Origin of the sequence: Stella humosa, from assembly GCF_006738645.1 — a bacterium.
GTDB lineage: Bacteria > Pseudomonadota > Alphaproteobacteria > ATCC43930 > Allostellaceae > Allostella > Allostella humosa.
In genome coordinates, this window is sequence record NZ_AP019700.1 from 623941 (window position 1) to 643551 (window position 19611).

Consider the following 19611-nt stretch of genomic DNA (forward strand, 5'->3'; position numbering starts at 1 on the left):
GGCTGGTCAAGCTTCAGGCTGGCCGGGCGGCCAGCTTGGCCTCGACGAGGCGCGCGAACAGCGTGGCGCCCAGCGGCAGCAGGTCGTCGTTGAAATCGTAGCCCGGGTTGTGCAGCTCGCAGCCGCCCCCGCTGCCCATATGGCCACTGCCGCTGTGCCCGCCGCCCTGGCCGGACAGGATGAAGGCGCCGGGGACGGCCTCCAGCATGTAGGAGAAATCCTCCGAGCCCATCACCCGCGGCCCGTTGCGCTGCACGTTCTCCTCGCCCACCAGCGACACGGCGACGTCGGCCATGAAGGCGGCCTCCTTGGCGTCGTTCACCAGCGGTGGATAGCCCCGGCGGATGTTGGGCACCGCCTCGGCGCCGAAGGCGGCCGCCACCTCGCGCGCGACCCGCGAGAGCGCGGTCGTGACGGCCTCGCGCACCTCGTTGCTGTAGCAGCGCAGGGTGCCGCGCAGCACCGCCGTCTCCGGGATGACGTTGTAGGCGTCGCCCGCATGGATCTGGGTGATGCTGAGGACGACCGGGTCGTGCGGGCTGGTGTTGCGCGACACGATGGTCTGGGCCGCACCCACGATGTGGGCCGCCACCACCACCGGGTCGATGCTGGATTCGGGCCGGGCGCCATGGCCGCCCTTGCCCTTGATGGCGATGTCGAAGCGGGTGCCGCCGGCCAGCATCGGCCCCGGCCGGATCGAGAACTGGCCGACCGGCAGGCTCGGCCGGTTGTGCATGGCAAAGACCGTGTCGCAGGGGAACTTCTGGAACAGCCCCTCCTCGACCATCACCCGGCCGCCGCCGCCGCCCTCCTCGGCCGGCTGGAAGATCAGGTGCACGGTGCCCTGGAAGTTGCGGGTCTCGGCCAGGTACTTGGCCGCCCCCAGCAGCATGGTGGTGTGGCCGTCATGGCCGCAGCCATGCATCTTGCCCTTGTACTTCGAGGCATGCTCGAAGGTGTTGGTCTCCTGCATCGGCAGGCAGTCCATGTCGGCGCGCAGGCCGATGGAATCCGGGCTGTTGCCGACGCGGATGGTGCCGACGACGCCGGTCCTGGCCAATCCGGTCGCGACCTCGCAGCCGAACTCGCGCAGCTTCTCGGCGACGATGGCGCTGGTGCGCTCCTCCTCGAAGCCCAGCTCCGGGTGGGCATGGATGTCGCGCCGCCAGCGCGTCATCTCGTCGTGGAAGGCGGCGATCCTTGGTTCGATATTCATCGCTGTGCCCTCCGGCGTCAGGCGGCGGCTTCGGTCGACAGCTTCTTCTCGACCAGGCGGGCGAACAGCGTGGCGCCCAGCGGCAGCACGTCGTCGTTGAAGTCGTAGCCGGGATTGTGGACTTCGCAGGACGTGTGGCCGCTTCCTGACGTGCCGCCGCCCTGGCCCAGCATGACGAAGGCGCCGGGCACGGCCTGCAGCATGTAGGAGAAATCCTCCGACCCCATGATGCGCGGGCCGTTGCGCTCGACATTCTCGGCCCCCACGATCTCGGTCGCGACGTCGGCCAGGAAGCCTGCCTCCTTCTCGTCGTTCACCAGCGGCGGGTAGCCGTCCTTGATGTCGACGATGGCCTCGGCGCCAAAGGCGCCGGCCATCTCGTGGGCGATGCGGGTGAAGGTGGCGCGCACCTGCTCGCGCGCCTGCTCGCTGAAGCAGCGGATGGTGCCGCGCAGGACGGCCGTCTCGGGGATGACGTTGTAGGCGTCGCCCGCATGGATCTGCGTCACGCTGAGGACGACCGGCTCGTGCGGGCTCATGGTGCGCGACACGATGCTCTGGGCGGCGGTCGCGATGTGGGCCGCCGTGATCACCGGGTCGATGCCGGTCTCGGGCTTGGCGCCGTGCGTGCCGCGGCCCTTCACCGTGATGTCGAAGCGCATGCCACCGGCCAGCATCGGGCCGGGCCGGATCTGGAACTTGCCCGCCTCCAGCACCGGCCAGTTGTGCATGGCGAAGATGGCGTCGCACGGGAACTTCTCGAACAGCCCTTCCTCGACCATCACCCGGCCGCCGCCCTGGCCTTCCTCGGCCGGCTGGAAGATCAGGTGGACGGTGCCCTGGAAGTTGCGCGTCTCGGCCAGGTACTTGGCGGCACCCAGCAGCATGGTGGTGTGGCCGTCATGGCCGCAGCCATGCATCCGCCCCTTGAACTTCGAGGCATGGGCGAAGCTGTTCATCTCCTGCATCGGCAGGCAGTCCATGTCGGCCCGCAGCCCGACCGCGCGCGGGCTGTTGCCGACGCGGATGGTGCCGACGACGCCCGTCTTGGCGATGCCGGTCGTGACCTCGCAGCCATATTCCCTGAGCTCGCGGGCGACGATGGCGCTGGTGCGTTCCTCCTCGAAGCCAAGCTCGGGATGGGCGTGGATGTCACGCCGGATGCGGGTCAATTCCTCGTGCCAGGCGGCAATCCGCGGTTCGATGTTCATGGCTGGGATTCCCTTGGAAGGGGGTCGGAAGGGGAGTGGGCCGATGCTACCCCCTCATGCCGCCGCGGTCACGGGCTGCCGCGCGCACCGCGCCCGGGGCCTGGGTTTGCTCGGGTCGGCGGGGCCGCGGTCGGGGCTATCGGCACGGTCGCCTATTTGCGCACCGCCCCCCTCGGCGTCACGGCCGGGATCGGCGCCCGCGCCCGCCAGGCGGCCGCCGCCGTCGATCTGCTGCCCGTAACCCTGCACGGGCTGGACGGGTTCGCAGGCTGTGCGACCGCCATCCGCGACGCGCGGGCGTCCGCCCGGGCCTGGCCGCCGGCCGCCGCCTGTCGCCCGCCGGTTGAAGAGGCATCTGGCGGTCCGCCCTCCATTTCCGCCATGATGGCTGGGACATAAGGTCGGGAGGGGGACGAGATGGGACGGATTCATCCAACAGGCTGCGCCTGCTGCCAGCCGACGCGACGGCGGTTTCTGGCGGGCGGCCTCGCCATGGGCATGCTGGCGGCAGCGCCGGGCCTGGCGCGGGCGGCCGATTATGGCCGGATCGACGCCTTCCTGGTCAATTGCATGGACCCGCGCATCGTCATTGCCAGCCACCGCTACATGCAGGCCGCCGGTCTGGCCGAGGGGCGCTATAGCCAGTTCGTGATGGCCGGCGGACCGCTGGCCGTCATCGCCGACAGCTTTGCCGACTGGCGCAAGACCTTCTGGGACAATCTCGGCGCCACCATCCAGCTCCACAACATCCACCGCGTCGTGGCCCTGTCGCACCGCGACTGCGGCGCCGTGCGCATCGCCTTCGGGCCGGAAGCCGTGGCGACGCCGGAGTTGGAGACCGCCCGCCACGCCCTGCTGCTGGGCCAGTTCCGCCAGGCCGTCCTGGCAGCCCACCCGACCTTGACGGTCGAGACGGGCATCATGGCGCTGGATGGGAGCGTGCAGGCCGTCGTCTGAGCGAAACGGCGACCGGTCGGGGCGGCCGCTACTCGGCCGCCTGCCGCCCGTCCTCGTCGCGCGGCGGGAACAGGCTCTCGCGCGCGCTCTGGCGGGCGTCGAAGCGGGTCCAGGTCTCGGCCCACTCGCCGCGCGTCGCGGCCTTGGAGTATTCGGTCGAGCGCGTCTCGAAGAAGTTGGCGTGCTCGACGCCGTTCAGGATCGAGGTCAGCCAGGGCAGGGGGTGCTGGTCGACCTTGTAGACGGCGGGCAGGCCAAGCTGCTTCAGGCGCCAGTCGGCGATGTAGCGGATATAGCGCTTCAGGTCCTCGGCCTTCATGCCCTCGACCGGCCCCATCTCGAATGCCAGGTCGATGAAGTCGTCCTCCAGCCGCACCACGGTCCGGCAGCAATCGACGATGTCGTCCTTCACCGCGCGGGTCAGGCAGCCGGTCTCGCGCGCGAAGGCGTGGAACAGCCGCACGATGCCCTCGCAATGCAGGCTCTCGTCGCGCACCGACCAGGAGACGATCTGGCCCATCCCCTTCATCTTGTTGAAGCGCGGGAAGTTCATCAGCATGGCGAAGCTGGCGAAGAGCTGCAGCCCCTCGGTGAAGGCGCCGAACATGGCCAGCGTGCGGGCGATGTCGGCATCGTTCTCGACGCCGAAATTCTGCATGTAGTCATGCTTGGCCGCCATCTCGCGGTGCTGCATGAAGGCGCCGTACTCGGACTCCGGCATGCCGATGGTGTCGAGCAGGTGGCTGTATGCCGCGATGTGGATCGTCTCCATGTTGGAGAACGAGGTCAGCATCATCTTCACTTCGGTCGGCTTGAACACCCGGCCATAGCGCTCGTGGTAGCAGTCCTGCACCTCGACATCGGCCTGGGTGAAGAAGCGGAAGATCTGGGTCAGCAGGTTGCGCTCGTGCGGCGTCAGCTTGCGCGCCCAGTCGCGGCAATCCTCGCCCAGCGGCACCTCCTCCGGCATCCAGTGGATCTGCTGCTGGCGCTTCCAGAACTCGTACGCCCACGGATATTCGAAGGGCTTGTAGAGCTTGCGGGCGGAGAGGAGGCATGGGGCCTTCGGGGCTGGGCTGGCGTGAAGTTCAGGAGCGGGCGATGCCGGTCGAGCCGAAGCCGCCGGTGCCGCGATCGGACGGGGCCGAGAATTCGGCGACGACGGTCAGTTCCGGCCGCAGGATCGGCACGAACACCATCTGGGCGATGCGGTCGCCGGGCTGGATGGTGATGACGTCCATCCCCGACGTCGGGTTGCGGTTCCACACGGATACCATGATCTCCCCCTGATAGTCGGGGTCGATGACGGCGACGCCGTTGCCCAGCACCAGCCCCTTCTTGTGGGCAAGGCCCGAACGCGGATAGAGCATCGCGGCCATGCCGGGATCGGCCATGTGGATGGCGATGCCGGTCGGCACCAGGATGGCCGGCGCCTGCGGATGGAGCGCCAGCGGCAGGTCGAGGCAGGCGACGAGGTCGATGCCGGCCGCCATCGGCGTCTGGTAGCCGGGCATGCCGAAGCGCTCCAGCATCGCCGGCCGCAGCAGGCGGATCTCGCAACGCATGGCCGTTCCCGCTGCCGACGACCGCGCTACTGGCAGGCCAGGCATTCGTCGTAGTCGCGCACCTCGGCCACCAGGCGGCGGCGGTCGATGGTGTTGTCGGCCTCCACCCCGCCCGCGAAGGATGCCCGCTGCACGCTCTTGGAGCGGCAGTAGTAGAGGCTCTTCAGCCCCATCTCCCACGCGCGGTAGTGCAGCATCAAGAGGTCCCACTTCTCGGCGTCGCCCGCCAGGAAGAGGTTGAGCGAGGTCGACTGGCAGATATAGGGCGTGCGGTCGGCCGCGAACTCCAGCAGCCAGCGCTGGTCGATCTCGAAGGCGGTGCGGAAGCAGGCGCGCTCGTCCTCGGACAGGCATTCCAGGTGCTGGACAGAGCCCTCATGCTCGAGGATCGACTGCCACACCTCCTCGCGGTCCCAGCCCTTCTCGCGCAGCAGGCGCTGGAGGTGGATGTTCTTCACCGCGAACGAGCCCGACAGGGTCTTGTGGGTATAGAGGTTGGCCGGGATCGGCTCGATGCCGGCCGACGTGCCGCCGCAGATGATCGAGATGGAGGCGGTCGGCGCGATCGCGATCTTGTGCGAGAAGCGCTCCATGGTGCCCGTGTCGGCCGCATCCAGGCAGGGGCCGCGCTCGACCGCCAGCATCATGCTGGCCGCATCCGCGCGCTCCTTGATGTGGCGGAAGATGCGCATGTTCCACGACTTGGCGAGCGCGCTTTCCAGCGGGATGCCCATGCCTTGCAGGAAGCTGTGGAAGCCCATGACGCCCAGCCCGACCGAGCGCTCGCGCATGGCGCTGTACTTGGCCCGCGCCATCGGCTCGGGCGCGCGGTCGATGAAGTCCTGCAGGACGTTGTCGAGGAAGCGCATCACGTCCTCGACGAAATGCTTCTCGCCGCGCCACTCCTCCCAGGTCTCGCAGTTGAGCGAGGACAGGCAGCAGACGGCCGTGCGCTCCTGGCCCAGATGGTCGGGGCCGGTCGCCAGCGTGATCTCGCTGCACAGGTTGGAGGTGGTGACCTTCAGCCCCAGCTCGCGCTGGTGGGCCGGCAGGTTGCGGTTGACCGTGTCGATGAAGACGACATAGGGCTCGCCCGTCGCGATGCGCGTCTCGACGATGCGCTGGAAGAGGGCGCGCGCATCGACCCGCGACATCACCTCGCCCGTGCGCGGGCTCTTCAGCGGGAAGTCCGTGCCGTCGCGCACCGCCTCCATGAAGGCATCCGTCAGCAGCACGCCGTGATGCAGGTTGAGGGACTTGCGGTTGAAGTCGCCGGACGCCTTGCGGATCTCGATGAACTCCTCGATCTCCGGATGGTCGACGTCCAGATAGACCGCGGCCGAGCCGCGCCGCAGCGAGCCCTGGCTGATCGCCAGCGTCAGCGAATCCATGACGCGGATGAAGGGGATGATGCCGGACGTCTTGCCGTTCAGGCCGACCGGCTCGCCGATGCCGCGCACCCGGCCCCAATAGGTGCCGATGCCGCCGCCGCGCGCCGACAGCCAGACATTCTCGTTCCAGGTGTTGACGATGTCGTCCAGGCTGTCGCCGACCGAGTTCAGGTAGCACGAGATCGGCAGGCCGCGGCCGGTGCCGCCGTTCGACAGCACGGGCGTCGCCGGCATGAACCACAGGCGGCTCATGTAGTCGTAGATGCGCTGGGCGTGGGCGCCGTCGTCGGCATAGGCGTCGGCCACGCGCGCGAACAGCGACTGGTAGGTCTCGCCGGGCAGCAGGTAGCGGTCGTTCAGCGTCGCCTTGCCGAAATCGGTCAGCAGGGCATCCCGCGTGGGGTCGATCGTCACCCGTCCAACCCGCAGTGCCCGGAAATCGCCGTCCATGATCTTCCCCCAGAACCCCCGGAAATGCTGGCTTCCAGGGGTACGATATGGCTTCCCCCGCCTGTGCCGGCAACGGCGCGACGCGGGGCTTGATGAACCCGACGCGAAGCGCGGCCCCATATCTAGGTTCAGTTTAAGGTCGCCTGTCAATATCTTGACATAACCGGATTTCGTTGCCGGCCCGGTCCGGCCCATGATACCGCCACTGTTCCCCGCCGCAGGAGCCGCCATGCCCGCCGCCGACCAGCCCTCCACCCCGCCGGTCCTGACCATCGAGGGCGCGCGGGCGACCGTCCGCCTGAATCGCCCGGCCCAGCACAATCGCATCGAACCGGACGACCTGCGGGTCCTGATGGACCATTTCTCGGCCGCCGCGGCCGATCCGGCGGTGCGCGTGCTGGTGCTGACGGGCACCGGCCGCACCTTCTGCGCCGGCTACGACATCGGCGCGCTGGCCCGCGGCCGGGTGCCGGTCGGCGGCGCCGATTCGCCGCCCCTCTTCGGCGACGTGGTCGACCGGCTGGAGGACCTGACGCTGCCCACCATCGTGGCGCTGAACGGCGGCGTGTTCGGCGGCGGCACCGACCTGGCGCTCGCCTGCGACTTCCGCATCGGCGTCGAGGGCGCGCGCATGTTCATGCCGGCAGCCCGCCTGGGCCTGCAATACTACACGACCGGCCAGCGCCGCTATGTGGAGCGGCTGGGGCTGGGTGCGGCCAAGCGCCTCTTCCTGGCGGGGGAGACGCTGGATGCCCAGGCGATGCGCGATATCGGCTATCTCGACGAGATCGTCCCGGCCGAGGGGCTGGAGGCGCGCGTCGACGGACTGGTCGGGCAACTCGCGGTCGGCTCTCCCCGGGCCATCGTCGGCATGAAGCGGACGCTGAACTCGATCGCCCGCGGCACGCTCGACCGTGCGGCGGCCGATGCCGCCTATGCCCAGAGCATCCAGTCGGCCGACGCGGCCGAGGGCGTGCGCGCCTGGCACGAGAAGCGGCCGCCGAACTTCACCGGCAACTGATCCCCAGGCGGACGGTCGCCCGCACGTCCAGCCGGCGCCCGTCCCATGCGACCAGCGACAGCGCGTCGATGGTGAGGGGCGTTCCCGCCAGCCCGGCGGCCAGCCGCCGCACCCGGCGCGCGCCCGCGGCGTCGAGGCCGGCTGCCACGGTGACGTGCGGGTGATAGGGGGCGGTGCCGCGCCGGTTGCCGTCGAGCGGCGGCCGCGACAGGCGGTGGTGCAGCCGGGCGAGCCGCCGGCCGCCGGCCGCAAGCGGCATCAGGACATACCAGCCGCGCGGCCCCGGGGTGCGCAGGGCATGCGCGTGGCCCAGCGTGCCGCGGATCGCCCCCGGCGTGGCGGATGCGGCCTGGCGGAGGCGGGCGAGGCCGGCGTCCATGGCCACGCCCGCCTTGGGGAAAGCCACGGTGACATGGGTGGGGACGATGCGGGCGCGGGGGTCGAACCGGGCGCGCAGGCGCTCGATCCGCCGGCCGGCTAGGCCGCGCACGACCGGGCGGCCGATCACCGCCAGCATCGCCACCATCGCTAGGCCAGCAGGTGGGCGGTGGCTCCCGGCAGCAGGGGCGGCACCAGCATCGGCGTGCCCGATTGCCGCAAGCCTGCCTCGAACTTGGCCATGGTATCGCCCGGCAGGCCGGCGGGCGGGCGGCGCCACGCATGGCGAATCCATGAGGTCTCGAACACCCAGGCGCCGCTGCCGGCGTCGATCGCGGCCGGCTCCTCCCCCGGCTCCACCGGCACGCCCTGGCGCGTGCCGCCGGCGCAGATCAAGGCACGATGCCCCAGCAGGCAGTTGCCGGCGCTATACAGGAACCGTCGATCGAGCGCTGCCCCGGGCGCCACGAACATGCCATAGAGGGTGGGCAGGAACCAGGCGAAGACCAGCGGCGCCCACGACGCGAGCGGCCGGTCGCTGCGCAGGATCTGCACCTGGGGCCGGCCGGCCGGGTCGGCCAGGGCCACGACCGCCGGGTCGTGGTCGGGCTGCACCACCCAGATGGCGACGGGCCGCCGCTGCTGGGCCCGCAGCATGGCGATCTGGGCCGCTACCGCGTCGGCCTGACCGCCCTGCAGCAGGGCCGTGACCGGGAACGGATTGTAGACGAACTCGGAAGCGCTGGCGTCGCTCATCGGGGCTGCTTGGACTTGGGGTTGGCCGGATCGGACCGCAGCCGCCAGCCCAGCGCGCGCAGATAGCCCAGCGTCGCGTTGCGCTCGAGCGCGTAGCGGGCCTCGTTGCGGAACGATGCGTGCTCGTCGAAGGTCCAATCCGGCTCGATGTCGGCGCTGGTCTCGTTGGCCGTCTGCTGGGGAACGACGGTGGCGATGCCCAGGCGCGCACAGGCGGCGCCGAAATGCATGTCCTCGGCGTTGCGCAGATGCAGCGGCGGGATCGACCACATGTGGTGCGCCAGTTCCGTCCGGAACAGCCACGAGCAGCAGCCGAAATCGACGCGCGTGTCCTTGGCCGCGCGGCCCTTGAGCGCGGGATAGAGGCCGGCGCGGATGTCGTTCGAACGCACCGGCAGCAGGCATCCCTGACCCGATATGACGGCCTTGTGGTGCGCCTGCTTGGCCAGCGCATATTCCAGCCAGCGCCGCCCGGGCATCATGTCGTCGTCGATGATCGTGGTCAGTGCCGTGCTCGCCATCGTCGCCAGGGCGAAGCGGCCGAAATACCCCAGGTCATGCTCGGCCCGGAAGTAGTTCACGTCGGCCCAGTCGATCGACCGCACGATGGCCGAGACGTCCAGGTGCGTGCCGCAGTGATAGATCCAGATGGCGTCCGGGCGCCTGGTCTGCCCGGCCAGGGCCTGCAACTGCCGGGCAAGGGATTCCCGTTTCCAGACCGTCAGGATGGCGGTCAATCCGGTATCGGCCATGGCTAGACGTCGAGGTTGGCGACCTTCAGGGCATTCTCCTGGATGAAGTCGCGGCGCGGCTCCACCTCGTCGCCCATCAGGGTCTCGAACACGCTCTTGGCATCGGCCTCGTCGCTCACCTTCACCTGAAGGAGGGCGCGGGCGTTCTGGTCCAGCGTGGTCTCCCACAACTGGTCGGGGTTCATCTCGCCCAGCCCCTTGTAGCGCTGGGTGGTGACGCCGCGGCGGCCCTCGGCCATCACGCCGTCGACCAGCGACAGCGGCCCGGTCACGGGGTAGCTGCGATCCTTGATGCGCAGCGTGCCGGCGCCGGCGTAGCTGGCGGCCAGGTCGGCCGACATGGCCGAAAGGCGTCGCGCCTCGCCCGAGCCGACGAGAGCGGCCTCCACGATGTAGCGCTCGGCCACGCCGCGCACGACGCGCTGGACGGCGATCGCACCCTCCTGCACCTGGCCCATCCAGGTGCGCTCCAGGTCGGACGCCAGGCCGTTCAGGCGGGTGGCGATGATGTTCGCGGCCTCGGCCATCCGCGCCGGGTCGGCCATGTATTCGGGCGTCAGCACGCCGGCGATGGCCGCCTGCTCGATCGTCGGCAGGTGGGCGACGCGCCGGGCCAGCGACAGCATCATCGCCCGGGCCTGGCGCCCCTCGTCCACCAGCGCCCGCAGGTCGGGGCCGGTCCGCCTTGCGCCGTCATGCTGGTCGAACACGGCATCGTCGAGCCCGGCCGTCACCAGGTACTCGTCGAGCGCGCGATCGTCCTTCAGGTAGACGGCCGAGTTGCCGCGCTTGGCGCGGTACAGCGGCGGCTGGGCGATATAGACATACCCCGCCTCGATCAGCGGGCGCATCTGGCGGAAGAAGAAGGTCAGCAGCAGGGTGCGGATGTGGCTGCCGTCGACGTCGGCGTCCGTCATGATGATGATCTTGTGGTAGCGCACCTTCGACAGGTCGAAGCCGCCCATCTTGGGATCGTCGTCGCCGATGCCGGTGCCCAGCGCCGTGATCAGGGTGGTGATTTCCTGCGAACTCAGCATCTTGTCGAAGCGCACGCGCTCCACGTTCAGGATCTTGCCGCGCAGCGGCAGGATCGCCTGGAAGCGCCGGTCGCGGCCCTGCTTGGCCGACCCGCCGGCCGAATCGCCCTCGACGAGGAACAGCTCGGACAGGGACGGGTCCTTCTCCTGGCAGTCGGCCAGCTTGCCGGGCAGGCTGCCCAGGCCCAGGCCCTTGGGGTTGCGGATGGTCTCGCGGATCTTGCGCGCGGCCTCGCGCGCCTGGGCCGCCAGGTACATCTTCTTGATGATGACCTTGGCGCCGTCCGGGTGCTCCTCGAACCATTGCCGCAGGCGGTCGGCGGCGACGGCCTCGACCGCCGGGCGGACCTCCGACGAGACCAGCTTGTCCTTGGTCTGGGACGAGAATTTCGGGTCCGGCACCTTGATCGACAGCACGCAGGTCAGGTTTTCCCGCATGTCCTCGCCGGTGAGCTGCAGCTTCTCGCTCTTGGCCAGGCCGCTCTCGGCGGCATAGGCGTTGACCGTGCGCGTCAGGGCCGCGCGGAAGCCGGCCAGGTGGGTGCCGCCGTCGCGCTGCGGGATGTTGTTGGTGAAGCACAGCATGGTCTCGTGGAACCCGTCGTTCCACTGCAGGGCCACCTCGACCATGACGCCGTCGCGCTCGCCGCGAATGAAGATGGGGTCCTTGTGCTCGCTCTTGCGCGAGCGGTCGAGATACTGGACGAAGGCCGCGATTCCGCCCTCGTAGTGGAAGGTCTCGGTGCGGACATCGACGCCGCGCGCGTCGGTCAGGACCAGGGTCACGCCGGAATTGAGGAAGGACAGCTCGCGCAGCCGGTGCTCCAGCGTCGCGAAGTCGAACTCGGTCTTGGTGAAGGTGAGCTTGGAGGCGAGGAAGGTGACCTCGGTGCCGCGCTTGTCGGTCGGGCCGACGACGGCCAGCGGCTCCACCCGGTCGCCGTGGCGGAAGCGCATGAAATGCTCCTTGCCGCCGCGGAAGATGCGCAGGTCGAGCTGCTCGGACAGCGCGTTCACGACCGACACGCCGACGCCGTGCAGCCCGCCCGACACCTTGTAGGAATTCTGGTTGAACTTACCGCCGGCATGGAGCTGGGTCATGATGACCTCGGCCGCCGACACGCCTTCCTCGATATGCATGTCGACGGGAATGCCGCGGCCATTGTCGGTGACCGTCACCGAGCCGTCGCCGTTCAGCGTCACCGTCACCCGGTCGGCATGGCCGGCCAAGGCCTCGTCGATGGCGTTGTCGACCACCTCGTAGACCATGTGGTGCAGGCCCGAGCCGTCATCGGTGTCGCCGATATACATGCCCGGCCGCTTGCGCACCGCCTCCAGCCCTTTCAGGACCTGGATCGAGCTGGCGTCGTAGGCATTGTCCTGCGGCGGGGTGGCAGGGTCGGGCTGGGACATCGGTAATTCTCCGTTCAGCGCGGCGTCACGATCGCGTCGACCACGCGGAAATGCTGTGCGGCCTCGGCCAGCGGGCCGAACAGGTCCGCATCGGTGCCGGTGAGCCATGCCTGGACGCCAAGCGCCAGGATCTCGTCATAGAGATGGGTACGCCGCTCGCCATCCAGGTGGGCGGCAACCTCATCCAGCAGCAGAATCGGCGGCACGCCACGGGCGGCCGTCTGCAGGCGCACGTCGGCCAGCACGATGGCCAGCAGCAGCGCCTTCTGTTCGCCGGTCGAGCAATGCTCGGCCGGCATGTCCTTCAGCGCGTGGCGCACCGCCAGGTCGCTGCGATGGGGGCCGACCGCGGCCCCGCCGCTGTCGCCGTCGCTACGCCGCCCGGCGGCCAGCGCCTGGCGCATGCGGTCCTCGGCGGCCAGCGCCGGCATCTCTTCCAGCCACTCTTCGATCTGGCCGGTCATCGCCAGGCGCGGGCGCGGGAAGGGGCCGACTCCTTCGGCGGCGGCATGGTCGATGGCCGTCGCCAGGTCGCGGCGGGCGACCGCGATCGCCACACCCTGGCTCGCCAGTTGCTCCTCGATGCCCGCGAACCAGGTGCGGTCGCCGGCGCGCTCGCGCAGCAGGCGGCCGCGCTCGCGCAGCGCATGCTCGTAGGCCGCGACCCGGCCGGCATGCTCGGGATCGAAGCCGAAGACCAGCCGGTCGACGAACCGGCGCCTGCCGCCGGCACTTTCCAGGAACAGCCGGTCCATCTGCGGCGTCAGCCAGACGACCCCGGCGATGCCCGTCAGGCTGGCCTGGCCGCGCTGTGGGGTGCCGTCGATGCGCAGCACGCGCCGCTCGCGGCCCTCGCCCTCCGGGTCGCGGCCGGTGCCGACGGCGACGGGGCCGGCCTCGGTCTGGATCGTGGCGGCCATGCCCCACGGGCCGCCGCCGATGCGATCGACCTCGCTCAGCTTCGACCGGCGCAGGCCGCGGCCGGGCGCCAGGAAGGACACCGCCTCCAGCAGGTTGGTCTTGCCGGCGCCGTTGGGTCCGGCCAGGGCGACTGGCCGGCCGTCCAGGTCGATCCGTGCCTGCCGGTAGCAGCGGAAATCGGTCAGGTCGAGCCGGGTTACCGCGACCGCGGCGGTCCCGGCGATGCTGGCCCGATCTCGCTCGGTCCCGTCTCCCGCGGTTCCGTCCGCCGCAAACCGGGTGACGCCAACCTGGGCGACGCTCGACGCGGGGACGGCGATCACACCCGCATCGGCATCAGGACATAGAGCGCCGAGGCGTCCTGGCTGTCCTGGACGAGGGTGGGGGAACCGGCATCGGCCATGGCGAAGCGGGCGTCGTCGCCCTCGATCTGCTGCAGGATGTCGAGCAGATAGCGGGCGTTGAAGCCGATCTCGATGGGGGCGGCGGAGTAGGTGACCTCGACCTCCTCCTGGGCGGTGCCGGTGTCGGCGCTGGTCGCCGACAGCACCAGGCCCTTGGGGGCGATGTGTAGCTTCACCGCGCGCGCCTTGTCCGAGGTGATGGTCGACACGCGGTCGACCGCCTCGAAGAACGGCTGGCGCGGCACGTCCATCACCTTGTCGTTCTGCTGCGGGATGACGCGCTCATATTCCGGGAAGCTGCCGTCGATCAGCTTGGAGGTGAGGGTGGCACCCTCGAACGAGAAGCGGATCTTCGCCTCCGACACGCCGATGCCGACCGGCGCGCCGACCTCCTCGATCAGCTTGCGCAGCTCGTTCACGGTCTTGCGCGGCACGATGACGCCGGGCATGCCCTGCGCGCCCTCGGGCAGCGGCATCTCCACCCGGGCCAGGCGATGGCCGTCGGTGGCGACGGCACGCAGCACGGGCAGGTCGCTCGACTGGGCGGCATGCAGATAGATGCCGTTCAGGTAGTAGCGGGTTTCCTCGGTCGAGATGGCAAAGCGCGAGCGGTCGACCAGCCGGCGCAGCGCATCGGCCGCGACCGAGAAGCGGTGGGGCAGCTCGCCGCCCGAAAGGGCCGGGAAATCCTCGGCCGGCAGGGTCGCCAGCGTGAAGGTGGAGCGGCTGGAACGCAGCGTCAGCGTGCCCTTCAGCCCGTCGGTCTCGAGCTGCACCTGCGAGCCGTCGCGCAGCTTGCGCACGATGTCGTAGAGCGTGTGGGCGGGCACGGTGGTCGTGCCCGCGCGCAGGACCTCGGCCGGCACGGTCTCGACGATCTCGATGTCCATGTCGGTGGCGGCCAGCGAGATCTCACCGTTCTCGGCCCGCATCAGCAGGTTGGACAGGATCGGGATGGTGTTGCGGCGCTCCACCACGCTCTGCACATGGGCCAGCGCGCGAAGCAGGGCGGCGCGTTCGATCGTGAGCTTCATGGCCAGCGTCGTCCGTTCGGGAAAATGGTCCTGTGCGCTTGACTCGGCAATGGCGGCCGGTTCGGGCCGCGCATCTCCCTCAACACGCCAAAACGCCCCGAAGGGCGTCTCTGCGGGGCAGCACTATACCACGGATATTGGCCGTGGATGTAGGGCCAACTCGTGTCGCCACGCTGCGCCTTCGCAAACGAAAAGCCCCCGGCGACAGGGCGCCGGGGGCTTCCGAAGCGCGAGCGGGGCTGCCCGCCGGCCAGCTACTCGCGGCGGCCGCCGAAGAGCTGCAGCAGCAGCACGAAGAGGTTGATGAAGTCGAGATAGAGCGTGACCGCGCCCATCACCGCCTTCTTGCCCATCGTGTCGCCGTCGTCGGTCTCCAGGTACACTTCCTTGATGCGCTGGGTGTCATAGGCCGTCAGGCCGACGAACACGAGCACGCCGATCACCGAGATCGCGAACTGCAGCGCGGTCGAGCCCAGGAAGATGTTGACGACGCTGGCCAGCACGATGCCGATCAGGCCCATCATCAGGAACGAGCCGAAGCGCGACAGGTCGGTCTTCGTGGTGTAGCCGTAGAGGCTCATCGCCGCGAAGGTGCCGCCGGTGATGAAGAACACGCGGGCCACGCTGGCGCCGGTATAGCGCAGGAAGACGTAGCTGAGCGACAGGCCCATCAGCACCGAGAAAACCCAGAAGGTCGCCTGGGCGGTGAAGAACGACATCTGCTGGATGCGGAAGCTGAGGAAGAACACGGCCCCCAGCGGCGCCAGCATCACCACCCAGATCAGCGGCGTCTGCGCGATCGAGGCGTAAAAGCCCGTGCTGGCGCCCAGATAGGCAACGATACCCGTCAGGGCCAGCCCGGACGCCATGTAGTTGTAGACCTGCAGCATGTATTGCCGCAGGCCGACGTCAATCTGCGCTGCCTCAGCCTGGGCGCGCGTCATGTAGCGTCTGTCTTGCCCGTATGCCATTGATTGCCTCCGTTGTCCCCGATGGTCTCTCCCGCATGCCAATATAAGGAAAGCCGCTACGCGATCAATGCGCGCGTGGCCTGGGATCGGCGATCCTTACGGTGATTTTATCTTTGGCGGCGGCCCGTCTCGTCACGGGTTCCGGAGGATGGGCGCAGGCTTGCGGCCGAGCGCCCGCCAGGTGCCGGCAAAGCCCATCGCCAGCGTCACCAGCACCGCCACGGCGGCCGTGCCCAGCACCGGCAAGGGCAGGAAGGTCCAGGGCGCCCGCATCACCCCGGTCAGGATGAACCAGCCCGCCAGCGTGCCGAAGGCGGCCGCGATGGTGGCCGTCGCCAGACCCAGCAGGCCGTATTCGGCCAGATAGGCGACCAGGACATGGTGGCGGGTCGCCCCCAGCACCTTCAGGATGACGGCGTCGCGCACGCGCCGCTGGTGCCCGGCGGCAAAGGCGCCGGCCAGAACCAGCAGGCCGGCCGCGAGGGTGACGGCGGCGGTCGCCCGCGTGGCGGCGGCAATCTGGCCCAGCACCCCGCCCACCGCGTCCAGCGCGTCGCGCACCCGGATGGCCGAGACGTTGACGAAGCGGTCGGTGACGGCGGTCAGCAGGGCTGTTTCCTGCTCCGGCGTCACCCGGGCGGTCGCGATATGGGTCTGGGGGGCGCCTTCGAGCGTGCCCGGCGCGAAGAGGATGGTGAAGTTGATGGCGAGGCTGGTCCAGCGGATGCGGCGCAGGTTGGCGATCCTGGCCGTCACCTCCCGGCCCAGCACGTTGACGGTCAGGGTGTCGCCGACGCCGAGCCCCAGCCCCTTGGCGACCTCCGCATCGAACGAGATGAGCGGCGGTCCGCGATAGTCGGCCGGCCACCATTCCCCGGCGACGATCTCGCTCCCGTCCGGCGGCTGGGCGGCATAGGTCAGCCCGCGCTCGTTGCGCAGCGCCCATTCGGCCTCGGGCGCCACCTTGGCCTGGTCGATCGGCACGCCGCCGATGCGGGTGATGCGGCCGCGCAGCGAGGGCACGCGTGCATGCCGCTCGACGCCGGGGTGGGCATCGACCAGGGCATCGAAGGCGGCCGCCTGGTCGGCCTGGATGTCGATGAAGAAGAAGGTGGGGGCGGCCGCCGGCATCGCCTCGCTCACCTGGCGATCCATGTTCGCCTGCACCAGGGCGACGGCCACCAGCGTCGTCAAGCCAAGGCCCAGCGACAGCACGACCGAAGGTGCCGGCGACCCGGGCCGGTGGATGTTGGCGATCGCGAGCCGCAGCGCTGGCCGTCGCAGGCGGGGTGCGGCCCGCGCGATGCGCATCACCGCCCAGCCCGCCAGGTGAAAGATCACCAGGGCGGCCACCGCGCCCGCGACGTACCACAGCGCCAGCCGGCGCTCTGGCGCGGTCGCGACCGCCAGCACGGCCAGCCCGATGGCGGCGGCCGCCGTGCCGCCCAGCAGCAGGGGGCCGGGGCGCACGCGCTGCGGCTGGATCGAATCGCGGAACAGCCTGGCGGCCGGGATCAGCCGGGTCCGGCCCAGCGGCCACAGCGCGAAGGCCAGCGTCGTCAAGAGGCCGAAGGCGGCGGCCGATGCCAGGGGGGCGGGGTAGATGCCGATCCGCGCCTCGACCGGAAGCTGGTCGCCGACGGCGGCCGCCAGCAGCCAGGGCAGGCCCGCCCCCGCCACCAGCCCGGCGGCGATGCCGATGGCTGCCATCGCCGCCACCTGCAGGAAATAGGCGGCCAGCACCGTGCCGCCCGGCGCGCCCAGGCATTTCAGGATGGCAATGGTCGTCTGCTTGCGCTCCAGGAACGCCTCGACCGCGTTGGCGATGCCGACGCCGCCGACCAGCAGGGCGGTCAGCCCCACCAGCGTCAGATAGAGCCGCAGCCGCTCGATGAAGGAGACGAGCCCGGGCGCGGCATTGTCGACGGTGCGGATGCGCCAGCCGGCGTCGGGGTGGGCCGCCTCCAACTGGGCGGCCACCGCCTTGGCCCGCACGCTGTCGGGCAGTGCCAAGCGATAGCGCCAGGCGACGAGGCTGCCCGGCTGGATCAGGCCGGTGGCGGCCAGGTCGGCCATGCGCACCAGCGCCGGCGGTCCGAGCGTGATGGCGCTGGTGCCGCGGTCGGGCTCGCGCGCGATGGCGCCGCGCACGGTGAAGTCGGCCTCGCCGATGCGCACGCGGTCGCCGACCGCCAGGCGCAGCCGGGCCAGCAGGCTGGAATCGAGGAGGACGCCACGACCCGGCCCGGCGTCGCGCAGCGCGGCCATGCCGCCCTCGGGCTCGGTCTCGACCGCGCCGACCAGGGGGTGGGCCTCGTCGACCGCCTTCAGCTCGACCAGCGTGCGGTATTCGCCGGCGCGTGCCATCGCCCGCAGTTCGGCGACCTCGGACACTTGGCCCAACGCCTCCAGCTCGGCGCGGATCGCGGGCTCCATCGGGCGATGGATCAGGCGGATCTCGACATCGCCGCCCAGCAGGCGGCGGGCATCGGCGTCCAGCCCGGCCACGACCGCGGCCGCGAACGAGCCGACAGCGGCAATCGCCGCCACGCCCAGCGCCAGGCAGGCGACGAACAGGCGGAAGCCGGCGATCCCGGTGCGCAACTCGCGCCGGGCGATGGTCAGGGCGAAAGACATTGGCTCGGCGCTCAGCCGGCCGCGCGGAGTGCCGGCCGGCGTTCGTCGGCCACGATCCGGCCGTCGGCCAGGCGGATGACGCGGTCGGTGCGGGCGGCCAGGGCCGGGTCATGGGTGATCAGGACCAGGGTCGTGCCGTATTGCCGGCGCAGGTCGAACATCAGTTCGATCACCTGCTCGCCGGTGGCGCCGTCGAGATTGCCGGTGGGCTCGTCCGCCAGCAGCAGGCGCGGGCCGGTGACGAAGGCGCGGGCCAGGGCGACGCGCTGCTGCTCGCCGCCCGACAACTGCCCCGGATAGTGGTCGGTCCGCCGGGCCAGCCCCACTGCGTCCAGCGCTGCGCGGGCGCGGTCGAAGGCATCCGCGCGCCCGGCCAGCTCCAGCGGGATGGCGACGTTCTCCAGCGCGGACATGGTCTGGATCAGGTGGAAGGACTGGAAGACGATGCCGACATGGTCGCGCCGGAAGCGCGCCAGCCCGTCCTCGTCGAGACCGCCCAACTCGACGCCCGCGACCACGATGCGACCGGCGGTCGGCCGTTCCAGCCCCGCCGTCACCATCAGCAGGGTCGACTTGCCGGACCCGGACGGGCCGATGATGCCAACGGTCTCGCCCTCGGCGACGGCAAGGTCGATGCCGCGCAGGATGTTGACGATGCCGCCGGCGCTCGCCAGCTTCACTTCGACGGAAGACAGGGACACCAGCGGTGAAGGGGAAGACATGGACCAGCCGGAAACGGTGAGCGGGACGGGCGGCGGATGGCGGGGCGGCAGCGATGCGTCCGGCGCCGACCGGTTTCCGTCCCGCTCATATGGCGCAATCCGTCGCCGCTTCAACGCTGGCCTGCTGGCGTTGCTGGTGGTGGTCGCCACGACCTGGCCGGCCATGGCGGCACCGCGCAAGCTGCTGGCGCTTGGCGACAGCCTGACGGCGGGCTACGGCCTGCCGGCGCCGGACGGCTTCACCGCGCGGCTGGAGGCAGCATTGCGGGCAGCCGGGCGCGACGTCTCTGTGATGAATGCGGGGGTTTCGGGCGATACCACGGCGGGTGGCCTGGCGCGGGTCGACTGGGCGCTGGCGGACAAGCCCGATGCGGCCTTGGTGGCGCTCGGCGCCAACGACGCCCTGCGCGGCCTCAGCCCCGCCGACGCGGAACGCAATCTCGACGCCATCCTGGCCAAGCTGAAGGCGGCGGGGGTGCCGACGCTGCTGGTCGGGATGATGGCGCCGCCCAATCTCGGCCGCGACTATGGCGTGGCGTTCGACGGTATCTACCGGCGGCTGGCCGACCGCCACGGCGTGGCGCTCTATCCCTTCTTCCTCGACGGCGTCGCCGCCGACCCCGGCCTCAACCAGGGGGATGGCATCCACCCCAACGCCAAGGGGGTCGCCATCATGGTGGAGCGTATCCGGCCGGCAGTCGAACGGCTGCTGGATGGCAAGTAGTCGCGACCCGGGTCTCAGTTCGTCATGGAGATCACCGTGGCGGTAATGGCC

The 19611-nt window shown here is 70.2% G+C and carries 16 protein-coding genes and 1 pseudogene; 3 read left to right on the forward strand and 14 right to left on the reverse strand.

Annotated features, from left to right (window positions below; genetic code table 11):
* Positions 1-13: 13 nt before the first annotated feature.
* Positions 14-1216: a M20 aminoacylase family protein gene (locus STVA_RS02940; RefSeq protein WP_123694357.1), complete on the reverse strand. Its 1203-nt coding sequence runs from the start codon at positions 1214-1216 to the stop codon at positions 14-16.
* A 17-nt stretch (positions 1217-1233) separates the two neighbouring features.
* Positions 1234-2427, reverse strand: a complete 1194-nt coding sequence (locus tag STVA_RS02945; protein ID WP_123694355.1) for a M20 aminoacylase family protein — start codon at positions 2425-2427, stop codon at positions 1234-1236.
* Positions 2428-2844: 417 nt separating this feature from the next.
* Between STVA_RS02945 and STVA_RS02955 the strand changes: the two genes are divergently transcribed.
* Positions 2845-3384 carry a hypothetical protein gene (locus STVA_RS02955; protein WP_142235624.1) on the forward strand — a complete coding sequence of 180 codons (540 nt, stop codon included), beginning with the start codon at positions 2845-2847 and terminating at the stop codon, positions 3382-3384.
* Positions 3385-3412: 28 nt separating this feature from the next.
* Here the strand turns inward: STVA_RS02955 and STVA_RS02960 are convergent.
* The 3 genes and pseudogenes from STVA_RS02960 to STVA_RS02970 all read right to left on the reverse strand — a co-directional run.
* A pseudogene (locus STVA_RS02960) lies at positions 3413-4438 on the reverse strand (ribonucleotide-diphosphate reductase subunit beta); the annotation flags it as partial.
* Between the two features lie 34 nt (positions 4439-4472).
* Positions 4473-4949, reverse strand: a complete 477-nt coding sequence (dut, locus tag STVA_RS02965; protein ID WP_123694349.1) for a dUTP diphosphatase — start codon at positions 4947-4949, stop codon at positions 4473-4475.
* A 26-nt stretch (positions 4950-4975) separates the two neighbouring features.
* Entirely contained in the window at positions 4976-6790 is a 1815-nt protein-coding gene (locus STVA_RS02970) for a ribonucleoside-diphosphate reductase subunit alpha (RefSeq protein ID WP_197735775.1), read from the reverse strand.
* Between the two features lie 229 nt (positions 6791-7019).
* Here STVA_RS02970 and STVA_RS02975 point away from each other — a divergent pair, with 229 nt between their 5' ends.
* A complete protein-coding gene (locus STVA_RS02975; protein WP_123694345.1) occupies positions 7020-7811 on the forward strand; it encodes an enoyl-CoA hydratase/isomerase family protein in 792 nt (263 codons plus the stop codon).
* Here the strand turns inward: STVA_RS02975 and STVA_RS02980 are convergent.
* The 9 genes from STVA_RS02980 to STVA_RS03015 form a co-directional block, all read right to left on the reverse strand.
* Positions 7798-8328 (reverse strand): 2'-5' RNA ligase family protein, encoded by a 531-nt coding sequence (locus STVA_RS02980; RefSeq protein ID WP_170216672.1) that lies wholly within the window; start codon positions 8326-8328, stop codon positions 7798-7800. The genes STVA_RS02975 and STVA_RS02980 overlap by 14 nt on opposite strands.
* Positions 8329-8339: 11 nt before the next feature.
* Positions 8340-8945 carry a hypothetical protein gene (locus STVA_RS27505; RefSeq protein ID WP_170216671.1) on the reverse strand — a complete coding sequence of 202 codons (606 nt, stop codon included), beginning with the start codon at positions 8943-8945 and terminating at the stop codon, positions 8340-8342.
* Entirely contained in the window at positions 8942-9697 is a 756-nt protein-coding gene (locus tag STVA_RS02985) for a glycosyltransferase family 2 protein (protein WP_123694341.1), read from the reverse strand. Before STVA_RS02985 ends, STVA_RS27505 begins: the two co-directional genes overlap by 4 nt.
* Positions 9698-9699: 2 nt before the next feature.
* A complete protein-coding gene (gyrB, locus tag STVA_RS02990) occupies positions 9700-12147 on the reverse strand; it encodes a DNA topoisomerase (ATP-hydrolyzing) subunit B (protein ID WP_123694339.1) in 2448 nt (815 codons plus the stop codon).
* A 14-nt stretch (positions 12148-12161) separates the two neighbouring features.
* Complete coding sequence (gene recF, locus STVA_RS02995) at positions 12162-13391, reverse strand: DNA replication/repair protein RecF (RefSeq protein WP_338069559.1); 1230 nt, start codon at positions 13389-13391, stop codon at positions 12162-12164.
* Positions 13388-14506, reverse strand: a complete 1119-nt coding sequence (gene dnaN, locus STVA_RS03000; RefSeq protein WP_123694337.1) for a DNA polymerase III subunit beta — start codon at positions 14504-14506, stop codon at positions 13388-13390. The genes recF and dnaN overlap by 4 nt, the downstream gene beginning before the upstream one ends.
* Positions 14507-14760: 254 nt before the next feature.
* Positions 14761-15450 (reverse strand): Bax inhibitor-1/YccA family protein, encoded by a 690-nt coding sequence (locus tag STVA_RS03005; RefSeq protein ID WP_245978526.1) that lies wholly within the window; start codon positions 15448-15450, stop codon positions 14761-14763.
* Between the two features lie 159 nt (positions 15451-15609).
* Complete coding sequence (locus STVA_RS03010) at positions 15610-18114, reverse strand: ABC transporter permease (protein WP_123694333.1); 2505 nt, start codon at positions 18112-18114, stop codon at positions 15610-15612.
* Between the two features lie 11 nt (positions 18115-18125).
* Positions 18126-18836: an ABC transporter ATP-binding protein gene (locus STVA_RS03015; RefSeq protein WP_123694331.1), complete on the reverse strand. Its 711-nt coding sequence runs from the start codon at positions 18834-18836 to the stop codon at positions 18126-18128.
* On the opposite strand from STVA_RS03015, the gene STVA_RS03020 reads away from it, so the two are divergent.
* The gene (locus STVA_RS03020; RefSeq protein ID WP_420822809.1) at positions 18835-19560 is read left to right on the forward strand and encodes an arylesterase; all 726 of its coding nucleotides are present in this window, start codon (positions 18835-18837) and stop codon (positions 19558-19560) included. The two genes, STVA_RS03015 and STVA_RS03020, sit on opposite strands and share 2 nt — an antisense overlap.
* The last annotated feature ends 51 nt before the right edge of the window (positions 19561-19611 follow it).

Excerpts from the sequence above, each read along its gene's own strand:
- STVA_RS02940 (WP_123694357.1), bottom strand. The coding sequence starts at position 1,216 with ATGAATATCGAACCAAGGATCGCCGCCTTCCACGACGAGATGACGCGC.
- STVA_RS02945 (WP_123694355.1), bottom strand. The coding sequence starts at position 2,427 with ATGAACATCGAACCGCGGATTGCCGCCTGGCACGAGGAATTGACCCGC.
- STVA_RS02955 (WP_142235624.1), top strand. The coding sequence starts at position 2,845 with ATGGGACGGATTCATCCAACAGGCTGCGCCTGCTGCCAGCCGACGCGA.
- dut (WP_123694349.1), bottom strand. The coding sequence starts at position 4,949 with ATGCGTTGCGAGATCCGCCTGCTGCGGCCGGCGATGCTGGAGCGCTTC.
- STVA_RS02970 (WP_197735775.1), bottom strand. The coding sequence starts at position 6,790 with ATGGACGGCGATTTCCGGGCACTGCGGGTTGGACGGGTGACGATCGAC.
- STVA_RS02975 (WP_123694345.1), top strand. The coding sequence starts at position 7,020 with ATGCCCGCCGCCGACCAGCCCTCCACCCCGCCGGTCCTGACCATCGAG.
- STVA_RS02980 (WP_170216672.1), bottom strand. The coding sequence starts at position 8,328 with ATGCTGGCGGTGATCGGCCGCCCGGTCGTGCGCGGCCTAGCCGGCCGG.
- STVA_RS27505 (WP_170216671.1), bottom strand. The coding sequence starts at position 8,945 with ATGAGCGACGCCAGCGCTTCCGAGTTCGTCTACAATCCGTTCCCGGTC.
- STVA_RS02985 (WP_123694341.1), bottom strand. The coding sequence starts at position 9,697 with ATGGCCGATACCGGATTGACCGCCATCCTGACGGTCTGGAAACGGGAA.
- gyrB (WP_123694339.1), bottom strand. The coding sequence starts at position 12,147 with ATGTCCCAGCCCGACCCTGCCACCCCGCCGCAGGACAATGCCTACGAC.
- dnaN (WP_123694337.1), bottom strand. The coding sequence starts at position 14,506 with ATGAAGCTCACGATCGAACGCGCCGCCCTGCTTCGCGCGCTGGCCCAT.
- STVA_RS03005 (WP_245978526.1), bottom strand. The coding sequence starts at position 15,450 with ATGACGCGCGCCCAGGCTGAGGCAGCGCAGATTGACGTCGGCCTGCGG.
- STVA_RS03010 (WP_123694333.1), bottom strand. The coding sequence starts at position 18,114 with ATGTCTTTCGCCCTGACCATCGCCCGGCGCGAGTTGCGCACCGGGATC.
- STVA_RS03020 (WP_420822809.1), top strand. The coding sequence starts at position 18,835 with ATGGACCAGCCGGAAACGGTGAGCGGGACGGGCGGCGGATGGCGGGGC.
- STVA_RS03015 (WP_123694331.1), bottom strand. The coding sequence starts at position 18,836 with ATGTCTTCCCCTTCACCGCTGGTGTCCCTGTCTTCCGTCGAAGTGAAG.